This is a genomic window from Pseudomonas sp. MRSN 12121 (genome assembly GCF_000931465.1).
GTDB lineage: Bacteria > Pseudomonadota > Gammaproteobacteria > Pseudomonadales > Pseudomonadaceae > Aquipseudomonas.
Genome location: NZ_CP010892.1, coordinates 4,565,780 through 4,582,187 on the forward strand (window position 1 = coordinate 4,565,780; position 16,408 = coordinate 4,582,187).

Annotated in this window: 17 protein-coding genes; 10 read left to right on the forward strand and 7 right to left on the reverse strand. The window is 67.0% G+C overall.

From position 1 onward, the window contains the following. Positions 1 to 233 precede the first annotated feature (233 nt). The 4 genes from TO66_RS20750 to TO66_RS20765 are packed head-to-tail and all read right to left on the reverse strand — an operon-like array spanning position 234 to position 2,834. Positions 234 to 1,547 (reverse strand): sensor histidine kinase, encoded by a 1,314-nt coding sequence (locus TO66_RS20750; protein ID WP_044464025.1) that lies wholly within the window; start codon positions 1,545 to 1,547, stop codon positions 234 to 236. Beyond that, positions 1,544 to 2,212: a response regulator transcription factor gene (locus tag TO66_RS20755; protein ID WP_044464026.1), complete on the reverse strand. Its 669-nt coding sequence runs from the start codon at positions 2,210 to 2,212 to the stop codon at positions 1,544 to 1,546. The genes TO66_RS20750 and TO66_RS20755 overlap by 4 nt, the downstream gene beginning before the upstream one ends. Beyond that, the gene (locus tag TO66_RS20760; RefSeq protein WP_044464027.1) at positions 2,212 to 2,526 is read right to left on the reverse strand and encodes a PepSY domain-containing protein; all 315 of its coding nucleotides are present in this window, start codon (positions 2,524 to 2,526) and stop codon (positions 2,212 to 2,214) included. Before TO66_RS20760 ends, TO66_RS20755 begins: the two co-directional genes overlap by 1 nt. Then, a complete protein-coding gene (locus TO66_RS20765; RefSeq protein ID WP_044464028.1) occupies positions 2,526 to 2,834 on the reverse strand; it encodes a PepSY domain-containing protein in 309 nt (102 codons plus the stop codon). Before TO66_RS20765 ends, TO66_RS20760 begins: the two co-directional genes overlap by 1 nt. Positions 2,835 to 3,006: 172 nt before the next feature. Between TO66_RS20765 and TO66_RS20770 the strand changes: the two genes are divergently transcribed. From TO66_RS20770 to codA, 9 genes are all read left to right on the forward strand, one after another. Beyond that, positions 3,007 to 4,086 (forward strand): patatin-like phospholipase family protein, encoded by a 1,080-nt coding sequence (locus tag TO66_RS20770; RefSeq protein WP_044464029.1) that lies wholly within the window; start codon positions 3,007 to 3,009, stop codon positions 4,084 to 4,086. A 239-nt stretch (positions 4,087 to 4,325) separates the two neighbouring features. Then, positions 4,326 to 4,682: a 6-carboxytetrahydropterin synthase QueD gene (queD, locus tag TO66_RS20775; RefSeq protein ID WP_044464030.1), complete on the forward strand. Its 357-nt coding sequence runs from the start codon at positions 4,326 to 4,328 to the stop codon at positions 4,680 to 4,682. A gap of 280 nt (positions 4,683 to 4,962) precedes the next feature. Further along, the gene (locus tag TO66_RS20785) at positions 4,963 to 5,787 is read left to right on the forward strand and encodes an alpha/beta fold hydrolase (protein ID WP_044464032.1); all 825 of its coding nucleotides are present in this window, start codon (positions 4,963 to 4,965) and stop codon (positions 5,785 to 5,787) included. 12 nt (positions 5,788 to 5,799) lie between these two features. Further along, on the forward strand, positions 5,800 to 6,312 hold the full coding sequence (locus TO66_RS20790) for a nucleoside 2-deoxyribosyltransferase (RefSeq protein WP_044464033.1): 513 nt from the start codon (positions 5,800 to 5,802) through the stop codon (positions 6,310 to 6,312). Between the two features lie 118 nt (positions 6,313 to 6,430). Continuing rightward, positions 6,431 to 7,054, forward strand: a complete 624-nt coding sequence (locus tag TO66_RS20795) for an NUDIX hydrolase (protein WP_044464034.1) — start codon at positions 6,431 to 6,433, stop codon at positions 7,052 to 7,054. A gap of 74 nt (positions 7,055 to 7,128) precedes the next feature. Then, entirely contained in the window at positions 7,129 to 7,503 is a 375-nt protein-coding gene (locus TO66_RS20800) for a hypothetical protein (protein ID WP_044464035.1), read from the forward strand. After that, positions 7,500 to 7,697 carry a helix-turn-helix transcriptional regulator gene (locus TO66_RS20805; RefSeq protein WP_044464036.1) on the forward strand — a complete coding sequence of 66 codons (198 nt, stop codon included), beginning with the start codon at positions 7,500 to 7,502 and terminating at the stop codon, positions 7,695 to 7,697. Before TO66_RS20800 ends, TO66_RS20805 begins: the two co-directional genes overlap by 4 nt. 223 nt (positions 7,698 to 7,920) lie before the next feature. Beyond that, positions 7,921 to 9,189 carry a cytosine permease gene (gene codB, locus TO66_RS20810; RefSeq protein WP_044464037.1) on the forward strand — a complete coding sequence of 423 codons (1,269 nt, stop codon included), beginning with the start codon at positions 7,921 to 7,923 and terminating at the stop codon, positions 9,187 to 9,189. Between the two features lie 77 nt (positions 9,190 to 9,266). Then, complete coding sequence (codA, locus tag TO66_RS20815; protein WP_044464038.1) at positions 9,267 to 10,520, forward strand: cytosine deaminase; 1,254 nt, start codon at positions 9,267 to 9,269, stop codon at positions 10,518 to 10,520. Positions 10,521 to 11,321: 801 nt separating this feature from the next. Here the strand turns inward: codA and TO66_RS20820 are convergent. From TO66_RS20820 to TO66_RS20830, 3 genes are all read right to left on the reverse strand, one after another. Beyond that, positions 11,322 to 12,317, reverse strand: coding sequence for a DeoR family transcriptional regulator (locus TO66_RS20820; protein ID WP_044464039.1), 996 nt, complete (start codon positions 12,315 to 12,317; stop codon positions 11,322 to 11,324). Positions 12,318 to 12,396: 79 nt separating this feature from the next. Beyond that, entirely contained in the window at positions 12,397 to 13,746 is a 1,350-nt protein-coding gene (gudD, locus tag TO66_RS20825) for a glucarate dehydratase (protein ID WP_044464040.1), read from the reverse strand. A gap of 22 nt (positions 13,747 to 13,768) precedes the next feature. Continuing rightward, positions 13,769 to 15,121, reverse strand: coding sequence for an MFS transporter (locus tag TO66_RS20830; protein ID WP_044464041.1), 1,353 nt, complete (start codon positions 15,119 to 15,121; stop codon positions 13,769 to 13,771). Between the two features lie 352 nt (positions 15,122 to 15,473). Between TO66_RS20830 and TO66_RS20835 the strand changes: the two genes are divergently transcribed. After that, positions 15,474 to 16,190, forward strand: coding sequence for a FadR/GntR family transcriptional regulator (locus tag TO66_RS20835; RefSeq protein ID WP_044464042.1), 717 nt, complete (start codon positions 15,474 to 15,476; stop codon positions 16,188 to 16,190). Positions 16,191 to 16,408 lie beyond the last annotated feature (218 nt).

The following is a 16,408-nucleotide window of genomic DNA, read 5'->3' on the forward strand; positions in this document are numbered from 1 at the left end:
TCGTGCCTCGGCAGCGGCTACAGCTCGGTGTTAGCGCCCAGACAAGTCGATCAGCACCTCATTTCGAGACCAACCCGGCTCTTGTAGCCGCTGCCGAAGAATGAGGCTGCGATCGGGCGCAACGCGCCCGCTATCCGGCCTCCTCGCTATGCCTGACAGACCCTGTCGTCGGGATTGCGGCTGCTGCGCAGCCGATCGCAGCCTCGTGCCTCGGCAGCGGCTACGGGTCGGCGTTAGCGTTTGGGGAGTTCGATCAATACTCGCAGTCCGCCCTGCGGGCTTTGCAGCAGGCGCAGCTCGCCGCCCCAGCTGGCGACGATATCGCGCACGATCCCCAGCCCCAGGCCGTGGCCGTCGGTCTGCTCGTCCAGCCGCGCGCCGCGGCTGAACACCTGGCTGCGCTGCTCTTCGGGAATCCCCGGCCCGTCGTCGTCCACCGCCAGCCCGTAGCCCTGGGGGGTCTGCCAGACGCTCAGCGCCACTTCGGCGTCCGCCCATTTGCAGGCGTTGTCCAGCAGGTTGCCCAGCAGCTCCAGCAAGTCTTCGCGGTCCCAGGGCAATTGCAGCCCGGGCGCGGCCTGGAAGCTCAGGTCCAGATGCTCGCCGTGGATCATCTGCAAGGTCGCCAGCAGCCCGGGCAGTTCGGCGTCGCAGTCGAACAGCGCGCCGGGCAGCGCGTCGCCGGCCAGGCGCGCCCGATTGAGCTCGCGGCTGAGCCGCTGCTGCACCTGGTCCAGCTGCTCATGGAGGATCTTGCGCAGTTCCGGGTAAGCATCGAGCTTCGGGTTGGCGGCCAGGCTCAACAGCACCGCCAGCGGGGTCTTCAGTGCATGCCCCAGGTTGCCCAGGGCATTGCGCGAGCGTTTCAGGCTGTCTTCGGTATGGGCCAGCAGATGGTTGATCTGCGCCACCAGCGGCTCCAGCTCCAGCGGCACCTGCTCGTCCAGCTGCGAACGCTGGCCGCGCTGCAACTGGGCGATCTGCTCGCGGGCCTGCTCCAGGGGGCGCAAGGCGCGGCGCACGGTGAGCCGCTGCAGCACCAGGATCAGCAACAGGCCGGCCAGGCCCAGGCCCAGGCCGATCTGCCGCATGCGCTGGAAGCTCTCGCGCACCGGGGTGTAGTCCTGGGCCACGCTGATCGAGATCGACTGCCCCAGGCGCCGATACTCGCTGCGCAGCACCAGCAATTGCTGCCCTTCCGGCCCCAGTTGCAGGTTGTTGTGCAGCCCGGTCTGCGCAAGCTTCGGCAGCTCCTGGTCCCACAACGAGCGCGAGCGCCAGTGCACGTCGGCGAAGTCGATGCGGAAGTAATGCCCGGAAAACGGCCGCTGATAGGCCGGCGACAGGCGTCGCTCATCCAGTTGCAGGCCCTGCGGCCCGCGGACCAGCGCCACCAGCAGGCTTTCGCTGTCGTTGCGCAGGCCGGCCTCCAGATAGCGTTGCAGGCCCATCTCGAACAGCCACAGGCTGGTCTGCGCCAGCACCAGGCCGACAATCACCATCACGCTGATCAGGCCCAGGCTCAGGCGGCGCTGGATCGACCTCACTGGGCCTTCCCGCCGAACAGATAGCCCTGGCCCCGCCGGGTCTCGATCACGCTGCGCCCGAGCTTGCGCCGCAGGTGGTTGACGTGCACTTCCAGCACATTGGAGTCGCGCTCGGTCTCACCGTCGTACAGGTGTTCGGCCAGGTGGCTTTTGGAAAGGATCTGCTCGGGGTGCAGCATGAAATAACGCAACAGCCGGAACTCGGCGGCGGTCAGCTGGATATCCACGCCATCGCGCACCACGCACTGGCGGCCCTCGTCGAGGTGCAGCCCGGCGGCCTGCAGCGTCGGCTGGTTGGCCTGGCCGTGGGAACGGCGCAACAGCGCCTGGATGCGCAGGTGCAACTCTTCGGGGTGGAAAGGTTTGGTCAGGTAGTCGTCGGCGCCGGCCTTGAGGCCTTCGATGCGTTCGGCCCAGGAACCGCGGGCGGTGAGGATCAGCACCGGGGTCGCGAGACCGCCGGCACGCCACTTCGCCAGCACGTCCAGGCCCGGCACCCCCGGCAGGCCGAGGTCGAGCACGATCAGGTCGTAAGGTTCGCTGGCGCCCTGGTACAGCGCGTCGCGGCCGTCGGCCAGCCAATCCACGGCGTAGCCCTGGCGGTTGAGCCCGGCCAGCAGTTCGTCGGCCAGGGAGACATGGTCTTCCACCAGAAGCAGGCGCATCAGTCATCTTCCTTGTCTTTGAGAAGGCGACCGGTGGCGGCCTCCAGGTCCAGCTCGCGGACCACGCCGTCGACGGTCAGCAGCTCGACCTCATAGATATAGACGTCGTGTTTTTCTTCCAGCTCGGCTTCCAGAAGCCGGGCCCCGGGATGGCGATCCAGGGCCTGTTGCAGCAGTTGTTCCAGCGGCAGGATCACCCCCTGCTGGCGCAGGCGCAGGGCTTCGTCCTGATCCAGGTCGCGGGCCAGGGCCAGCGAGCAGAAGGCCAGAAGCGCCAGGGCCACCTTGGCGCGGGCGCGCAGATTCGGCTTCATTACGTATCCTGATGATCCTTGAGCACCTGGCCGCTCACCGCGTCCAGCTCCAGGTTCCACTCGGCCCCTTGCGGGTCGCGCAGCTCGATCTGGTAGATGTACTTGCCGTACTCCTCTTCCAGCTCGGTTTCGCCGATGGTCGCGCCCGGGTGCCTGGCCAAGGCCGTGGCATTGAGTTTTTCGAAGGACACAATGGTACCAGCGTCGCGCAGTCTCAGGGCCTCGTCGGGCCCCAGGTCGCGGGCCTGGGCCAGGCTCGCGGTCAGGCCGACGAGGGTGGCGGTGAACAGGGCAGTCAAGGTGTTCATGGATGTCTCCACTTTCTAGTTATGTGTCGCTGATGGCGCTGAAGATAACGGCAAGATAACAAAATGAACTTAATTGAAACTGAATCGCCATCATCGCTGACCGCGCAGGTTTCATTCGGCAGCGCCGACCTGAGCTTTTATACTCACCCGCTCGCCCGAGACTGAGACCGGCATGACCGCTATCCATATCAAGTTTCCCGCCCTGACCCTCAAGGCCGGACCCCGCGCCCTGGCCCGGATCCGCGCCCACGGCCTGAGCGCGGCGCAGGTCGGCACCCTGCCCGGTGCCGCCGGCGGGCCCAAGGCCCTGGGCATCCAGGGGTTGGACCTTGCGCTGTTCGGCGAATGGTTGCCGGCGGCGCCGCGCGAACGTTCGCTGATCGGTGCCTCGGTGGGCTCCTGGCGCTTCGCCAGCGCCTGCCTGCCGGACGCCGCCGAAGGCATCCGCCGCCTGGGCCAGCTGTACAACGCCCAGAGTTTCGCCAAGGGCGTGACCATGGCGCAGATCAGCCAGAGCTCGCAGCGCATGCTGCACGACCTGCTCGACGGCCGCGACGCGAGCATTCTCGCCAACCCGCACTACCGGCTGAACATCATGGTGGTGAAAAGCCACGGCCTGCTCGCCGACGACCATCGCGGGCGCCTGGGCCTGGGCCTGTCCTCGGTGATCGCCGACAACCTGCGCGGCCGGGCGCGCCTGGCGCGGCACTTCGAGCGGCTGGTACTGCACGACCCGAGGCTCGCGCCGCCGCTGCACGCCCTCGAAGACTTCCCCTCGCGCTTCGTGCCGCTGGACACCGGCAACCTGCGCCAGGCCCTGCTGGCCTCGGGCTCGATCCCGATGGTCATGCAAGGCGTGCGCGACCTGCCCGGCGCCGGGGCCGGCACCTTCCGCGACGGCGGCCTGCTGGACTACCACCTCGACCTGCCCTACAGCGGCGACGATATCGTGCTCTACCCGCACTTCACCGACCGGGTGATCCCCGGCTGGTTCGACAAGACCCTGCCCTGGCGCCGCGGCAACCCGGGCCGCCTGCAGGACGTGTTGCTGCTGGCGCCGTCCAAGGAATACCTGGCGCGCCTGCCCTACGGCAAACTGCCGGACCGCAACGACTTCAAGCGCTTCATGGGCAACGACGCCAGCCGCCAGAAATACTGGCGCAGCGCGATGGACGAAAGCCGGCGCCTGGGCGACGAGTTCCTTGAACTGGCGCAGAGCGGGAGACTTGGCGAGCGCCTCCTGACCCTTTAGGGGCTGTACGAGAAGTCGGCGAGCGAAGGTCAGGCAAGGCAAAAACAGGCGAGGAAGCGGAGTGTAGGGGCCTACATGAGCATTCCGAGCCTGTTTTTAACGCAGCATGATCGAGCGTAGCCACTTCTCGTACAGCCCCTAGTCAGTGTTTTCCCGCAACCGCGCGATCAAGCTGATAAACTCGCCGCCTGCCTGACATCGCCCGCGGCGATAGCCACCTGACCGAGCTGACCGACACTGTGGAAATCTTCAAAGAATTTACCTTCGAATCCGCCCACCGCCTGCCCCACGTGCCCGCAGGCCACAAATGCGGGCGCCTGCACGGCCACTCGTTCAAGGTGGCCATCCACCTGAGCGGCGACCTCGATCCGCATACCGGCTGGATCCGCGACTTCTCCGAGATCAAGGCGATCTTCAAGCCGCTCTACGAGCGCCTGGACCACAACTACCTGAACGATATCCCCGGCCTGGAAAACCCCACCAGCGAAGTGCTGGCCAAGTGGATCTGGAACGAGCTCAAGCCCTTGCTGCCGGAACTGAGCGCGATCCGCATCCACGAGACCTGCACCAGCGGCTGCATCTATCGCGGCGAATAACCCGTCGCCCGCTTGAAAAAACCACCGCTCGCGGTGGTTTTTTTATGCCTGTGCCGCCCGCCCAGCCCTTGCGCCCTTGAGCGAAGATCGCCCCCTTCATGCCCTCGACCACTGGCCCGATCAGGGCTGCATCCGGCTTTACATCCACGAAGCCATGAGCGAAAACATCGCCCTGTGCACGCGCCGTGGTGCCCCCCAAGCCCACCGCGCCGAGGAGCACGGGCTGCGCCGGGTCTGGACGAGCCAGGCGCAGGACTGATCACCCGCAGAGGACCACAGCATGAGCGACTGGCCGCTGGATCGAAGCTACCGCTTCAACGGACACAACGTGCGCTACGCCATTCACGGCGAGGGCCCACCCCTGGTATTCGTGCACGGCACCCCCTTCTCTTCCTACGTGTGGCACCGTATCGCCCCGCATTTTCACGCCAGCCACCGCGTGCACTACTTCGACCTGCTGGGCTACGGCCAGTCGGAACAGGCCGCCGGCCAGGACGTCTCCCTGGGCGTGCAGAACCGGCTGCTGGCCGAACTGCTGGAACACTGGGGCCTGGAGCGCCCGGACGTGGTGGCCCACGACTTCGGCGGCGCCACCGCCCTGCGCGCGCACTTGCTCGACGGCAAGGACTACCGCAGCCTGACCCTGCTCGCCCCGGTGGCGCTGGCGCCCTGGGGCTCGCCGTTCGTGCAGCATGTGCGCGAGCATGAGCAGGCCTTCAGCGGCGTGCCGGACTACATCCAGCGCGCCATAGTGCCGGCCTACATCCGCGGGGCGATCCGGCGCGAGATCCCCGACCGGGAACTGGCGCCCTACGTCCAGCCCTGGCTCGGCGAGACCGGCCAGGCGGCCTTCTACCGGCAGATCGCGCAGATGGACGAACGCTACACCGCCGAGGTGGCCGGGCTCTATCCGCAGATTCGTTGCCCGACCCAGATCCTCTGGGGCGAGGACGATCAATGGATCCCCATCGAGCGCGGGCGCCAGCTGCATCGGCTGATTCCCGGGTCGCGCTTCCAGGCGGTGCCCAACGCCGGCCACCTGCTGCAGGAAGATGCCCCGGAAACCATAGTCGCCGCGCTGCTGCGCTTTCTGCCCCTGGCCTGAAAGGAGCAAGGCATGCACCCAGGCATCTACCTCGCCGGCTTCGACCTGTTTCGCCGCGACGCCCTGGCCCGCGGCGAATACCTCAAGCGCCTGTGCGCCGCCCAGGGCTTGCGCGGCCTCTACCCCTTCGACCAGCCGGTAGTGGCACAGGCGACACCGGAGCATACCGCTCGGCTGATCTGCCAGCAGAACCTGCGGCTGCTGCGCGACTGCGACGCGGTGCTGGCCAACCTCAATGCCTTCCGCGGCCTGGAGCCGGACTCCGGCACCGCTTTCGAGGTCGGCATGGCGGTGGCCCTGGGCAAGCCGGTCTGGGCCTGGTTCGAGGCCCCCGCGACGTTGCGCGAGCAAGTGCCCCACGACGCCGACGGCCGTGACGCCCAAGGCTTGCTGGTGGAAGACTTCAACCTGCCGCGCAACCTGATGCTGGCCTGCACCTGGGCCGGGTGCAGCGCCAGTGTCGAAGCGGCCCTGCCGGACCTGGCCGCTTACCTCGCCCGCCAACGCCCGGCCCACCCCCTGTAGGAGCGAGCTTGCTCGCGATAAGTCTTCAAGGCCGATGCAATGCTCAAAGGCCTCATCGCGAACAAGCTCGCTCCTACAGTGACGGATTTGCCCCTGCGATCACTTGAGGACACGCACCATGGAAAACGCCTGGCTCACCCACGCCAAACGCTTGCAGGCCCTGGCCTCCACCGGGCTGCACTTCTGCAAGGACCCGTTCGATCGCGAGCGTTACCAGGAAGTCGCCGACATCGCCCACAGCATGCTCGCGCAACTGGCCGACGTGCCCCTGGAACGCATCGCCGGCCTGGTCTCGGACTTCGCCAAACGCTACTCCACCCCGCTGGTGGATGTGCGCGGCGCCCTGATCGAAGACGAGCGGATCCTCCTGGTCCGAGAACGGACCGACGGCTGCTGGGCCCTGCCCGGCGGGTATGCCGACATCGGCCTGTCGGCCGCCGAGAACGTCGTCAAGGAGATCCGCGAAGAGGCCGGGCTCGGCGTCTCGGTGCGTGCCTTGTACAGCGTCCGGCACAAGGCCAAGGGGCCGTTCACCCCCGACACCCGGGATTTCTACAAGCTGTACTTTCTCTGCGAACGCCATGAGCGCAGCGCCCCCGTGGCCGGTGCGGAGGTCAGCGACGCCGGCTTCTTTGCCCGCGACGCCCTGCCCGAGCTGTCTCGCGGGCGCACCGTGGAAAGCGATATCGACGCCGCCTTCGCCTTCCACCGTGGCGAAACCCGCTTGACCCTGTTCGATTGAGCCGATGTAAAGCCTCCTTGACACAGCGGGACCGCCTGCCTAATGTAAAGCATCCTTTACTTCAGGAGTCGGTCATGTGCGGTAAACGCTACCTCGTGGAACTTACTCTCACCCTGCTGGTGTACATCGCCACCCTGCTGCTCAGCATGTACCTGATACCGGGCATGGACAGCAGCGCCGGGCGTATCGCTGTGTCGCTGATTCCCGTCATTCCGCTGATCGTCATGGCACTGGTGGTCATTCGCCAGCTGCGGCGCCTGGACGAACTCAGCCAGCGCATCCAGCTCAACGCCCTGGGCATCGCCTTTGTCTGCACCGCGCTGATCACCTTCAGCTACGGTTTCCTGGAAATAGCGGGCCTGCCGCGGCTGTCGATGTTCGCCGTGTGGCCGATCATGGGCTCGGTGTGGCTGGTGGCCACCCTCCTGGGCAACAGGCGTTATCAGTGAACAACCGCCTGCGCGAGTTGCGCGCCGCGCAAGGCTGGTCCCAGGCGGAGCTGGCCGCACGCCTGGACGTTTCGCGACAGACCGTGAACGCCATCGAGACCGGCCGCTACGACCCCAGCCTGCCCCTGGCCTTCAAGATCGCCAAGGCCTTCGGCCTGCCCATCGAAGGCATTTTCCAGGCCCCCGAGGACTGAGCGGCCGGTGATCCAATGTGGCTCACCGGTGCACCGCTTTCGCGCCCGGGCCGGCCTCTCGGGCATGCCGGAAAGCAAAAATCCCCCGCTTGTCTATAAATCTCCTGCAGCTCGCCCAACAGCGGCCGGGCGCCGCCGCCCCTGGGGCGTTGGCACGGCGGCTGCAACAGGCTGGCGTCGCTTACGCACCGGGCCAGGCCTGGGGCCAATCAGGGGAAGGCAGATGACGCAGAACGATCCAGGCAACGACTACCCGCTCAGTGAAGTTCCGCTGCATGCGCGCAAGGGCCTGGCCTCCACGGCCATGGTGCTGCTGGGCTTCACCTTTTTCACCGCCACCATGTTCGCCGGCGGCAAGCTCGGCGTGGCCTTCGGCTTTGCCCAGATGCTCGGGGTGATCGTCCTCGGCAACCTGCTGCTGGGCCTGTATGCGGCGGGCCTGGGCTATATCGCCTTCAAGAGCGGGCTGAACTCGGTGCTGATGGGGCGCTTCTGTTTCGGCGAGGTGGGCAGCAAGCTCAGCGACCTGATCCTGGGGTTCACCCAGATCGGCTGGTACGCCTGGGGCACCGCCACCGCCGCGGTGGTGCTGGGCAAGTATTTCGAGCTGAGCCAGGGCACGGTGCTGGGCCTGATGCTGCTGTTCGGCCTGGTGTTCTGCGCCACCGCCTACGTCGGTTATCGCGGCCTGGAGATCCTTTCCTGGATCGCCGTGCCGGCCATGGCCCTGCTATTGCTGCTGTCGATGTGGGTGGCCACGGTCAAGGTCGGCGGCCTGGACGGGCTGCTGGCCGTGGTGCCCAGCGCCAGCCTGGATCTGTCCACGGCCATCACCCTGGTGTTCGGCACCTTCGTCAGCGGCGCCACCCAGGCCACCAACTGGACGCGCTTCTCGCGCTCGGCCAGGGTCGCGGTGCTGGCCAGCCTGATCGGCTTTTTCATCGGCAACGGCCTGATGGTGTTGATCGGCGCCTACGGCGCCATCGTCTACCAGCAGCCGGACGTGGTCGAAGTCCTGCTGTTGCAAGGGTTCGCCACGGCCGCCATGGCCATGCTCCTGTTGAATATCTGGAGCACCCAGGACAACACCATCTACAACTTCGCCGTCGCCGGCTGCAACCTGCTGCGCACCGGCCGGCGCAAGACCGTGACCCTGGCGGGCGCGGTGATCGGCACCCTGCTGGCGCTGCTGGGCATGTACGACCTGCTGGTGCCCTACCTGATCCTGCTGGGTACGGTGATTCCGCCGATCGGCGGAGTGATCATGGCCGACTTCTTCTACCGTTATCGCGGCCAGTACCCGCGCCTGGCCGACGCCCGGCTGCCGGCCTTCAACTGGGCGGGGCTCGGCGCCTATGCCATCGGCACCGTGGCGGCCTTCGGCTCGCCCTGGGTCGCGCCGCTGGTGGGCATCGCGGCGGCGGCCCTGAGCTACATGCTGCTCAGCAGCCTGCTCGGCGCCCGTACCGCGGCGCTGGATGCCCGGGCCTGAACCCGGGCCGCGCCCCGTTGCGACGGCTGGCCCGGGCACCGTACCCTGACGGCCTGATCGAAAGAGGAATTGCCCCGATGCTCATCATCAACGCCCGCCTGCGCAACCGTGAAGGCCTGCACGAGCTGCACCTGGAAAACGGTCGCATCGCCAGCATTGCCCGGCAGACCGAAGCCCCGACGCTGGGCCCCGACGACCTCGACGCCGGCGGCAACCTGGTGGTGCCGCCCTTCGTCGAGCCACACATTCACCTGGACGCCACCCTGACCGCCGGCGAGCCGCGCTGGAACATGAGCGGCACCCTGTTCGAAGGCATCGAATGCTGGGGCGAACGCAAGGCCACCATCACCCATGAAGACACCAGGGCCCGCGCCAGCAAGACCCTGCGCGCCCTCGCCGCCCACGGCATCCAGCATGTGCGCACCCATGTCGATGTCACCGATCCCGAGCTCACCGCACTCAAGGCCATGCTCGAAGTGCGCGAGCAAAACACGCACCTGGTGGACATGCAGATCGTCGCCTTTCCCCAGGAAGGCATCGAAAGCTACCGCAACGGCCGCGAGCTGATGGAGGAAGCGATCCGCCTGGGCGCCGACGTGGTGGGCGGCATCCCGCATTTCGAATACACCCGCGACCAGGGTGTGAGCTCGGTGAAGTTCCTCATGGACCTGGCCGAACGCACCGGCTGCCTGGTGGACGTGCATTGCGACGAAACCGACGACCCGCACTCGCGTTTTCTCGAAGTGCTGGCCGAAGAGGCCCGCAGCCGCGACATGGGTTCGCGGGTGACCGCCAGCCACACCACCGCCATGGGTTCCTACGACAACGCCTACTGCGCCAAGCTGTTCCGCCTGCTCGGCCACTCGGGCATCAGCTTCGTCTCCTGCCCCACCGAGAGCATCCACCTGCAGGGGCGCTTCGACAGCTTCCCGAAACGCCGCGGCGTGACCCGGGTCAACGAGCTGCTGGAGGCCGGGATGAACGTGTGCTTCGGCCAGGATTCGATCGTCGATCCCTGGTACCCCCTGGGCAATGGCAACATCCTGCGGGTGCTGGAGGCTGGCCTGCATATCTGCCACATGCTCGGCTACCGCAACCTGCAGAACGCCCTCGACCTGGTCACCGACAACAGCGCCAGGGCCATGGCCCTGGGCGAGCGCTACGGCCTGGAGGAAGGCCGGCCGGCCAACCTGCTGATCCTCTCGGCCGACAGCGACTACGAGATGATCCGCAGCCAGGGCCTGGCGCTGTATTCGATCCGCGATGGCAAGGTGCTGATGAAACGGCAGATGGCCCAGGTGGCAATGCCGGGCGATGCGGGCTTTGCCTAACGGCCACCGCCGTCATCGCGGGCAAGCCGGATCGCCGCCCGGGACATTGAGTGGGGCCCCATCCTGTAGCCGCTGCCAAGCGCCAGCGAGGCTGCGATAGACCCGCAGGGTCTCCAGCGCCCTCAAGATCCTCGCGAGCGTTCCGCTCGATCGCAGCCTCGCCTGCGGTTCGACAGCGGCTACACAAGCATCGGCATCCCCGACTATCGAGGGGGAATCACCATCCTGTAGCCGCTGCCGAGCACCAGCGAGGCTGCGATAGACCCGCAGGGTCTCCAGCACCCACAAGCCCGTCGCGAGCGTTCCGCTCGATCGCAGCCTCGCCTGCGGCTCGGCAGCGGCTACACAAGCATCGGCATCCCCGAATATCGAGGGCGACCACAATCCTGTAGCCGCTGCCAAGCGTCAGCGAGGCTGCGATAGACCCGCAGGGTCTCCAGCGCCCGCAAGATCCCCGCGAGCGTTCTGCTCGATCGCAGCCTCGCCTGCGGCTCGGCAGCGGCTACACAAGCACTGGCATACCCGAATATCGAGGGCGACCACCATCCTGTAGCCGCTGCCAAGCGCCAGCGAGGCTGCGATAGACCCGCAGGGTCTCCAGCGCCCGCAAGCCCGTCGCGAGCGTTCCGCTCGATCGCAGCCTCGCCTGCGGCTCGGCAGCGGCTACGCAAGCATCGGCACACCCGAATATCGAGGGTGCCCCAATCCTGTAGCCGCTGCCGAGCGCCAGCGAGGCTGCGATAGACCCGCAGGGTCTCCGGCGCCCGCATGATCGTCGCGAGCGCTCCGCTCGATAGCAGGCTAGGAGATCAGGCTTGCCGTACCGAACAGGCTCACCCGCAGCAATTGCCCGCCCTGCTCTTCCAGGCGCAGCGGCGCGGTGCCGCCGGGCATCACGACCGAGACTTCACCGGCCTTGACCCAGCCAATCCGCCACGCCGCGCAGGCCACCGCGCTGGCGCTGGTGCCGGAGGACGCGGTGGGCCCCTCGCCGCGCTCGAACACCCGGGCGGCAAGGCGTTGCGGGCCCTCCAGCATCGCCCATTGCAGGTTCACCCCCGCCGGGCAAGGCTCGCCGCTGCCGGTGGGCATGGCGTAGGCGAGGCGCGTCAGGGCCTCGGCCAGGGGCGCCTGGCTCATCTGTCGGTTGCTCGGCAAGGCGCTGGCGTCATCGACCAGGGTCACGCAATGCGGGTTGCCGATCCGCACGAACTGGCTGCGGCTCCATTCCGGGCGCAACCGCGCCAGCCCGGACACACGGCTCAGGTCGAGGCAGCTCGAAGCGTCGCGCTCGATCCCTTGCCGGGCGCCCACCGCCTGGGCACCGAACGACGGTTGCCCGAGGTCCAGCCAGAAACCGGCCACCCCGGCCACCTGCGCCGGTTCGACCACAGTCGCCACCGGCGACACCCCCTCCGCCGTGTCATGGTGCACCCGCAACACAGTGGGCCCCTGGGCCGGCAGCAGTCCTTGCTCGGCCAGGGCCTGGGAAAAGATGGTCAGGCCATTGCCACTGCGCTCGGCCAGGGTGCCGTCGGTGTTGACGATCAGCAGGTCGAACGGCGCCGCGCCCTGGAACGGCCCGACCAGCAAGCCGTCGCTGCGATGGGCCTTGGCCCCTTCGGGCCGGGTGCCAGGTGCCCAGTCGCACACGGCCTGGATCGCCTGCGTACTCCAGCGGGCCCGGGCTTGCGCCGCCGCGGCCGCGCTGGCCGGCAGGGCAATGCCCAGCTCGCGCAGCCGCGCGGGCGCCACCACAGCGTAGCGATTACCGCGCGCATCGTAGAAAGAGGTCATTGCCGGGGCTCCACAAACACCAGGGCCGCTGACATTACTGTGAATGCCGCGGCCCGGCCAAGCCCCGGTCACTGCCGGCTCAGCGCACCAGGCACGGACGCTTGTTGTCGAAGCGCCAGCCCGGGATCAGGAACTGCATGGCCACGCTGTCGTCGCGCGCGCCCAGGCCCCGGCGGTTGTACAGCTCGTGGGCGCGGGCCAGGGCGTCCAGGTCCAGCTCGACGCCCAGCCCCGGGGTCTGCGGCACCACCACGCAACCCTCGACGATTTGCAGCGGGTTGCGGGTCAGGTGCTGGCCGTCCTGCCAGATCCAGTGGGTGTCGATCGCCGTGATCTCGCCCGGCGCGGCGGCGGCCACATGGGTGAACATCGCCAGGGAAATATCGAAGTGGTTGTTGGAGTGCGAGCCCCAGGTCAGGCCCCATTCATGGCACATCTGCGCCACCCGCACCGAGCCCTGCATCGTCCAGAAATGCGGATCGGCCAAGGGAATGTCCACCGCGTGCAACTGGATCGCATGGCCCATTTCCCGCCAGTCGGTGGCGATCATGTTGGTCGCAGTGGGCAAGCCGGTGGCGCGGCGGAACTCGGCCATCACCTCGCGCCCCGAGTAGCCGTTTTCCGCGCCGCAAGGGTCTTCGGCATAGGCCAGCACCCGATGCTGGTCACGGCACAGGGCGATCGCCTGCTGCAGCGACCAGGCGCCGTTGGGGTCGAGGGTGATGCGCGCCCGGGGGAAACGTTCGGCCAGGGCGGTGACCGCCTCCAGTTCCTCTTCGCCGCGCAGCACGCCGCCCTTGAGCTTGAAGTCGTTGAAGCCATAGCGCGCCTGGGCCGCCTCGGCCAGGCGCACCACGCTCGCGGCGTCCAGCGCCGGTTCGTGGCGCAGGCGCAGCCAGGCATCGTCGGCCTCGGCTTCGTTGCGATAGGCCAGGTCAGTGGCGTGCCGGTCGCCGATGTAGAACAGGTAGCCGAGCATCTTCACCGAATCGCGCTGCTGGCCTTCGCCGAGCAATGCCGCCACCGGCACACCGAGGAACTGGCCGAGCAGGTCGAGCAGCGCCGCCTCCAGCGCGGTCACCGCATGGACGGTGATGCGCAGGTCGAAGGTCTGCTGCCCGCGCCCGCCGGCATCGCGCCCGGCGAAACGCTGGCGCACCTGGTTGAGCAGCTTCTGGTAATGGCCGATGGACTGGCCGACCAGCAGTTCGCCGGCCTCTTCCAGGGTCGCGCGAATCCGCTCGCCGCCCGGCACTTCACCGACTCCGGTATGACCGGCGTTGTCGCTGATGATCACGATGTTGCGGGTGAAGAACGGGCCGTGGGCGCCGCTGAGGTTGAGCAGCATGCTGTCATGCCCGGCCACCGGCACCACTTGCACTCGGGTGATGAGCGGGGCCTGGCCGGGATGGTCGATTGCAGGGGTCATGGGGCGGTTCCTGTCGCGAAAGTCAGTGGGATTTTTCCAGCAGCGGGCGGACATCGCCCGCGGGCGTCGGCACGGCGGCGGCCTTGGGCCGGGTGCGAGCGAAGAACACGATGATCGCGGCGATCACCGAGGTTGCCGCCAGGCCGTACAGGCCGCCCTGGATCGAACCGGTGCGCTGCTCCAGTACGCCGAAGGTGGCCGGGGCGACGAAACCGCCGAGATTGCCGATGGAGTTGATCAGGGCGATCACCGCGGCGGCGATGCGCGCATCCAGGTAGGCCTGGGGAATCGGCCAGAACAGCGCGGACGCCGACTTGAAGCCGATGGCGGCAAAACACACCGCGACAAAGGCGAAGACCGGCCCGCCCGTGGTGGACAGGAACATGCCGACGGCGGCCACCAGCAGGGCGCCGGCAACCCAGGCCTGCTGGAACTTCCATTTGCCGGAAGCCGCGGCGAAGGCGTACATGGCGATGATCGAGATCAGCCAGGGAATGGAATTGAACAACCCCACCTGCAGGTCACTGAGCTCGCCCATCTTCTTGATGATGCTCGGCAGCCAGAAGGTCGCGGCATAGATCGTCAGCTGGATGCAGAAGTAGATCAGGCAGAACAGCAGGATCTGCCGGTCCTTGAGCAGGGTCCAGAGCGACGGCTTGACCGGCAGCGCCGCTTCGCGCTCGCGCTGCTCGCTGTCAATGGCCTGCACCAGCGCGTCCTGCTCGGCGCGGCCCAGCCACTTGGCGTCGTGGGGCGCGGCGTCGAGCCAGAACCAGACGAACCCGCAGAGCAGCACCGACGCCATGCCCTCGACGATGAACATCCATTGCCAACCGTGCCAGCCCAGCCCTTCGATCTGCAACAGCGCGCCGGACAGCGGCCCGGAGATCAGCGACGCCACGGCCGAGCCGCTGAGGAAGATGGCGATCGCCTTGCCCCGCTCCACACCGGGCAGCCAGCGGGTGAAGTAGTAGATCACCCCGGGAAAGAACCCGGCCTCGGCCACCCCGAGCAGAAAGCGCAGCACATAGAACTGGGTTTCGTTCTGCACGAAGGCCATGGCCGTGGCCACCAGCCCCCAGGTGAACATGATGCGGGTCAGCCAGATCCGCGCGCCGACCCGCTGCAGCAGCATGTTGGACGGCACCTCGAACAGCGCATAACCGATGAAGAACAGCCCGGCGCCAAAACCGTAGGCCGCGGCGCCGATGCCCAGGTCGTGCTCCAGGTGGGTGCGCACGAAACCGATGTTGACCCGGTCGATGTAGTTGACGATGAACATGATGACGAACAGCGGCAGCACATGGCGCTTGACCTTCGCCACCGCGCTGGCCAGCGGAGCGTCGTCCGCGGATGGATCAAGGGTGGTGTTCACGATGCTTCTCCCACGTGTTTGTTGTTGTGTGCGGGTGACTGGGCAGGCGCCTCAGTTGACAGTCATCATACAAGTAGAAAAATAGCCTCACAAGCGAAGTCTCGGGAGCGACGGGGGCAATGCGGCAAGATCACACTCGATCAGCGCCTAAATAACAAAATAACTAATTGATTTTATTCTTATAAAAATAATAACGACTAAGATGAATATTTTTTCGGTGCTTCCCGACGCATAGTCTGGACTGAACTCCACCAGCCACTTATCCGACAACTTGTCATACATGTCGGACAAGTTGCCCTCCCCCGCGCTGCTTCGGTGATAAGCTTCCGGCTTTCCCCGCACCGGCCTTGCCATGAGCACCGAATCCGCCAATGCCCCGGGCCGTCGCCGCCCGTCCACCAACCTGGCCCATGACCTGGTCAGCGACCTGACGCAGCAGATCCTGCGCGGCCTGCTCAAGCCCGGCGACAAGCTGCCCTCGGAAAGCACCATCGTCCGCGCCCATGGCGTCAGCCGCACCGTGGTGCGCGAAGCCATCTCCAAGCTGCAGGCCGCCGGCTGGGTGGAAACCCACCATGGCGTCGGCAGTTTCGTCCTGGAACGCCAGGACACCCACGGCCTGCGCCTGAACGTCGGCACCGCCCTGGGGGTGCGCGACATCCTCGAACTGCGCCTGGGCCTGGAAACCCAGGCAGTCGCCCTGGCCGCCCGCCGCCGCAGCGCCGAGCAACTGGCGCAGATGCGCCAGGCGCTGGACGACTACCAGCAGTCGCTGGCCAATAACGACAGCTGCGTGGAGGCCGACCAGCGTTTCCACCTGCTGCTCGCCGAGGCCACCGGCAACCCGTATTTCGTGCAGATCCTGCAATCGCTGGGCAATGCCCTGATCCCGCGGACCCGGGTGCGCGACGCCGAGCGCGGCGACGTCGACCTGGCGCAACTGGCGACCCTGGCCAACCTCGAGCACGAAGCCATCTACGCCGCGATCCGCCGTCAGGACCCGGATGCCGCGCGAGCGGCGATGTGGACCCACCTGAGCAACAGCCGGGAGCGGTTTTCGGCGGGATAATCGAGGGGAATCACCATCCTGTAGCCGCTGCCGAGCGCCAGCGAGGCTGCGATAGACCCGCAGGGTCTCCAGCGCCCTCAAGTCCGCTGCGAGCGTGCCGCTCGATCGCAGCCTCGCCTGTGGCTCGGCAGCGGCTACACCAGCACCGGCATACCCGAATATCGAGGGGAATCACCACCCTGTAGCCGCTGCCAAGCGCCAGCGAGGCTGCGATAGAC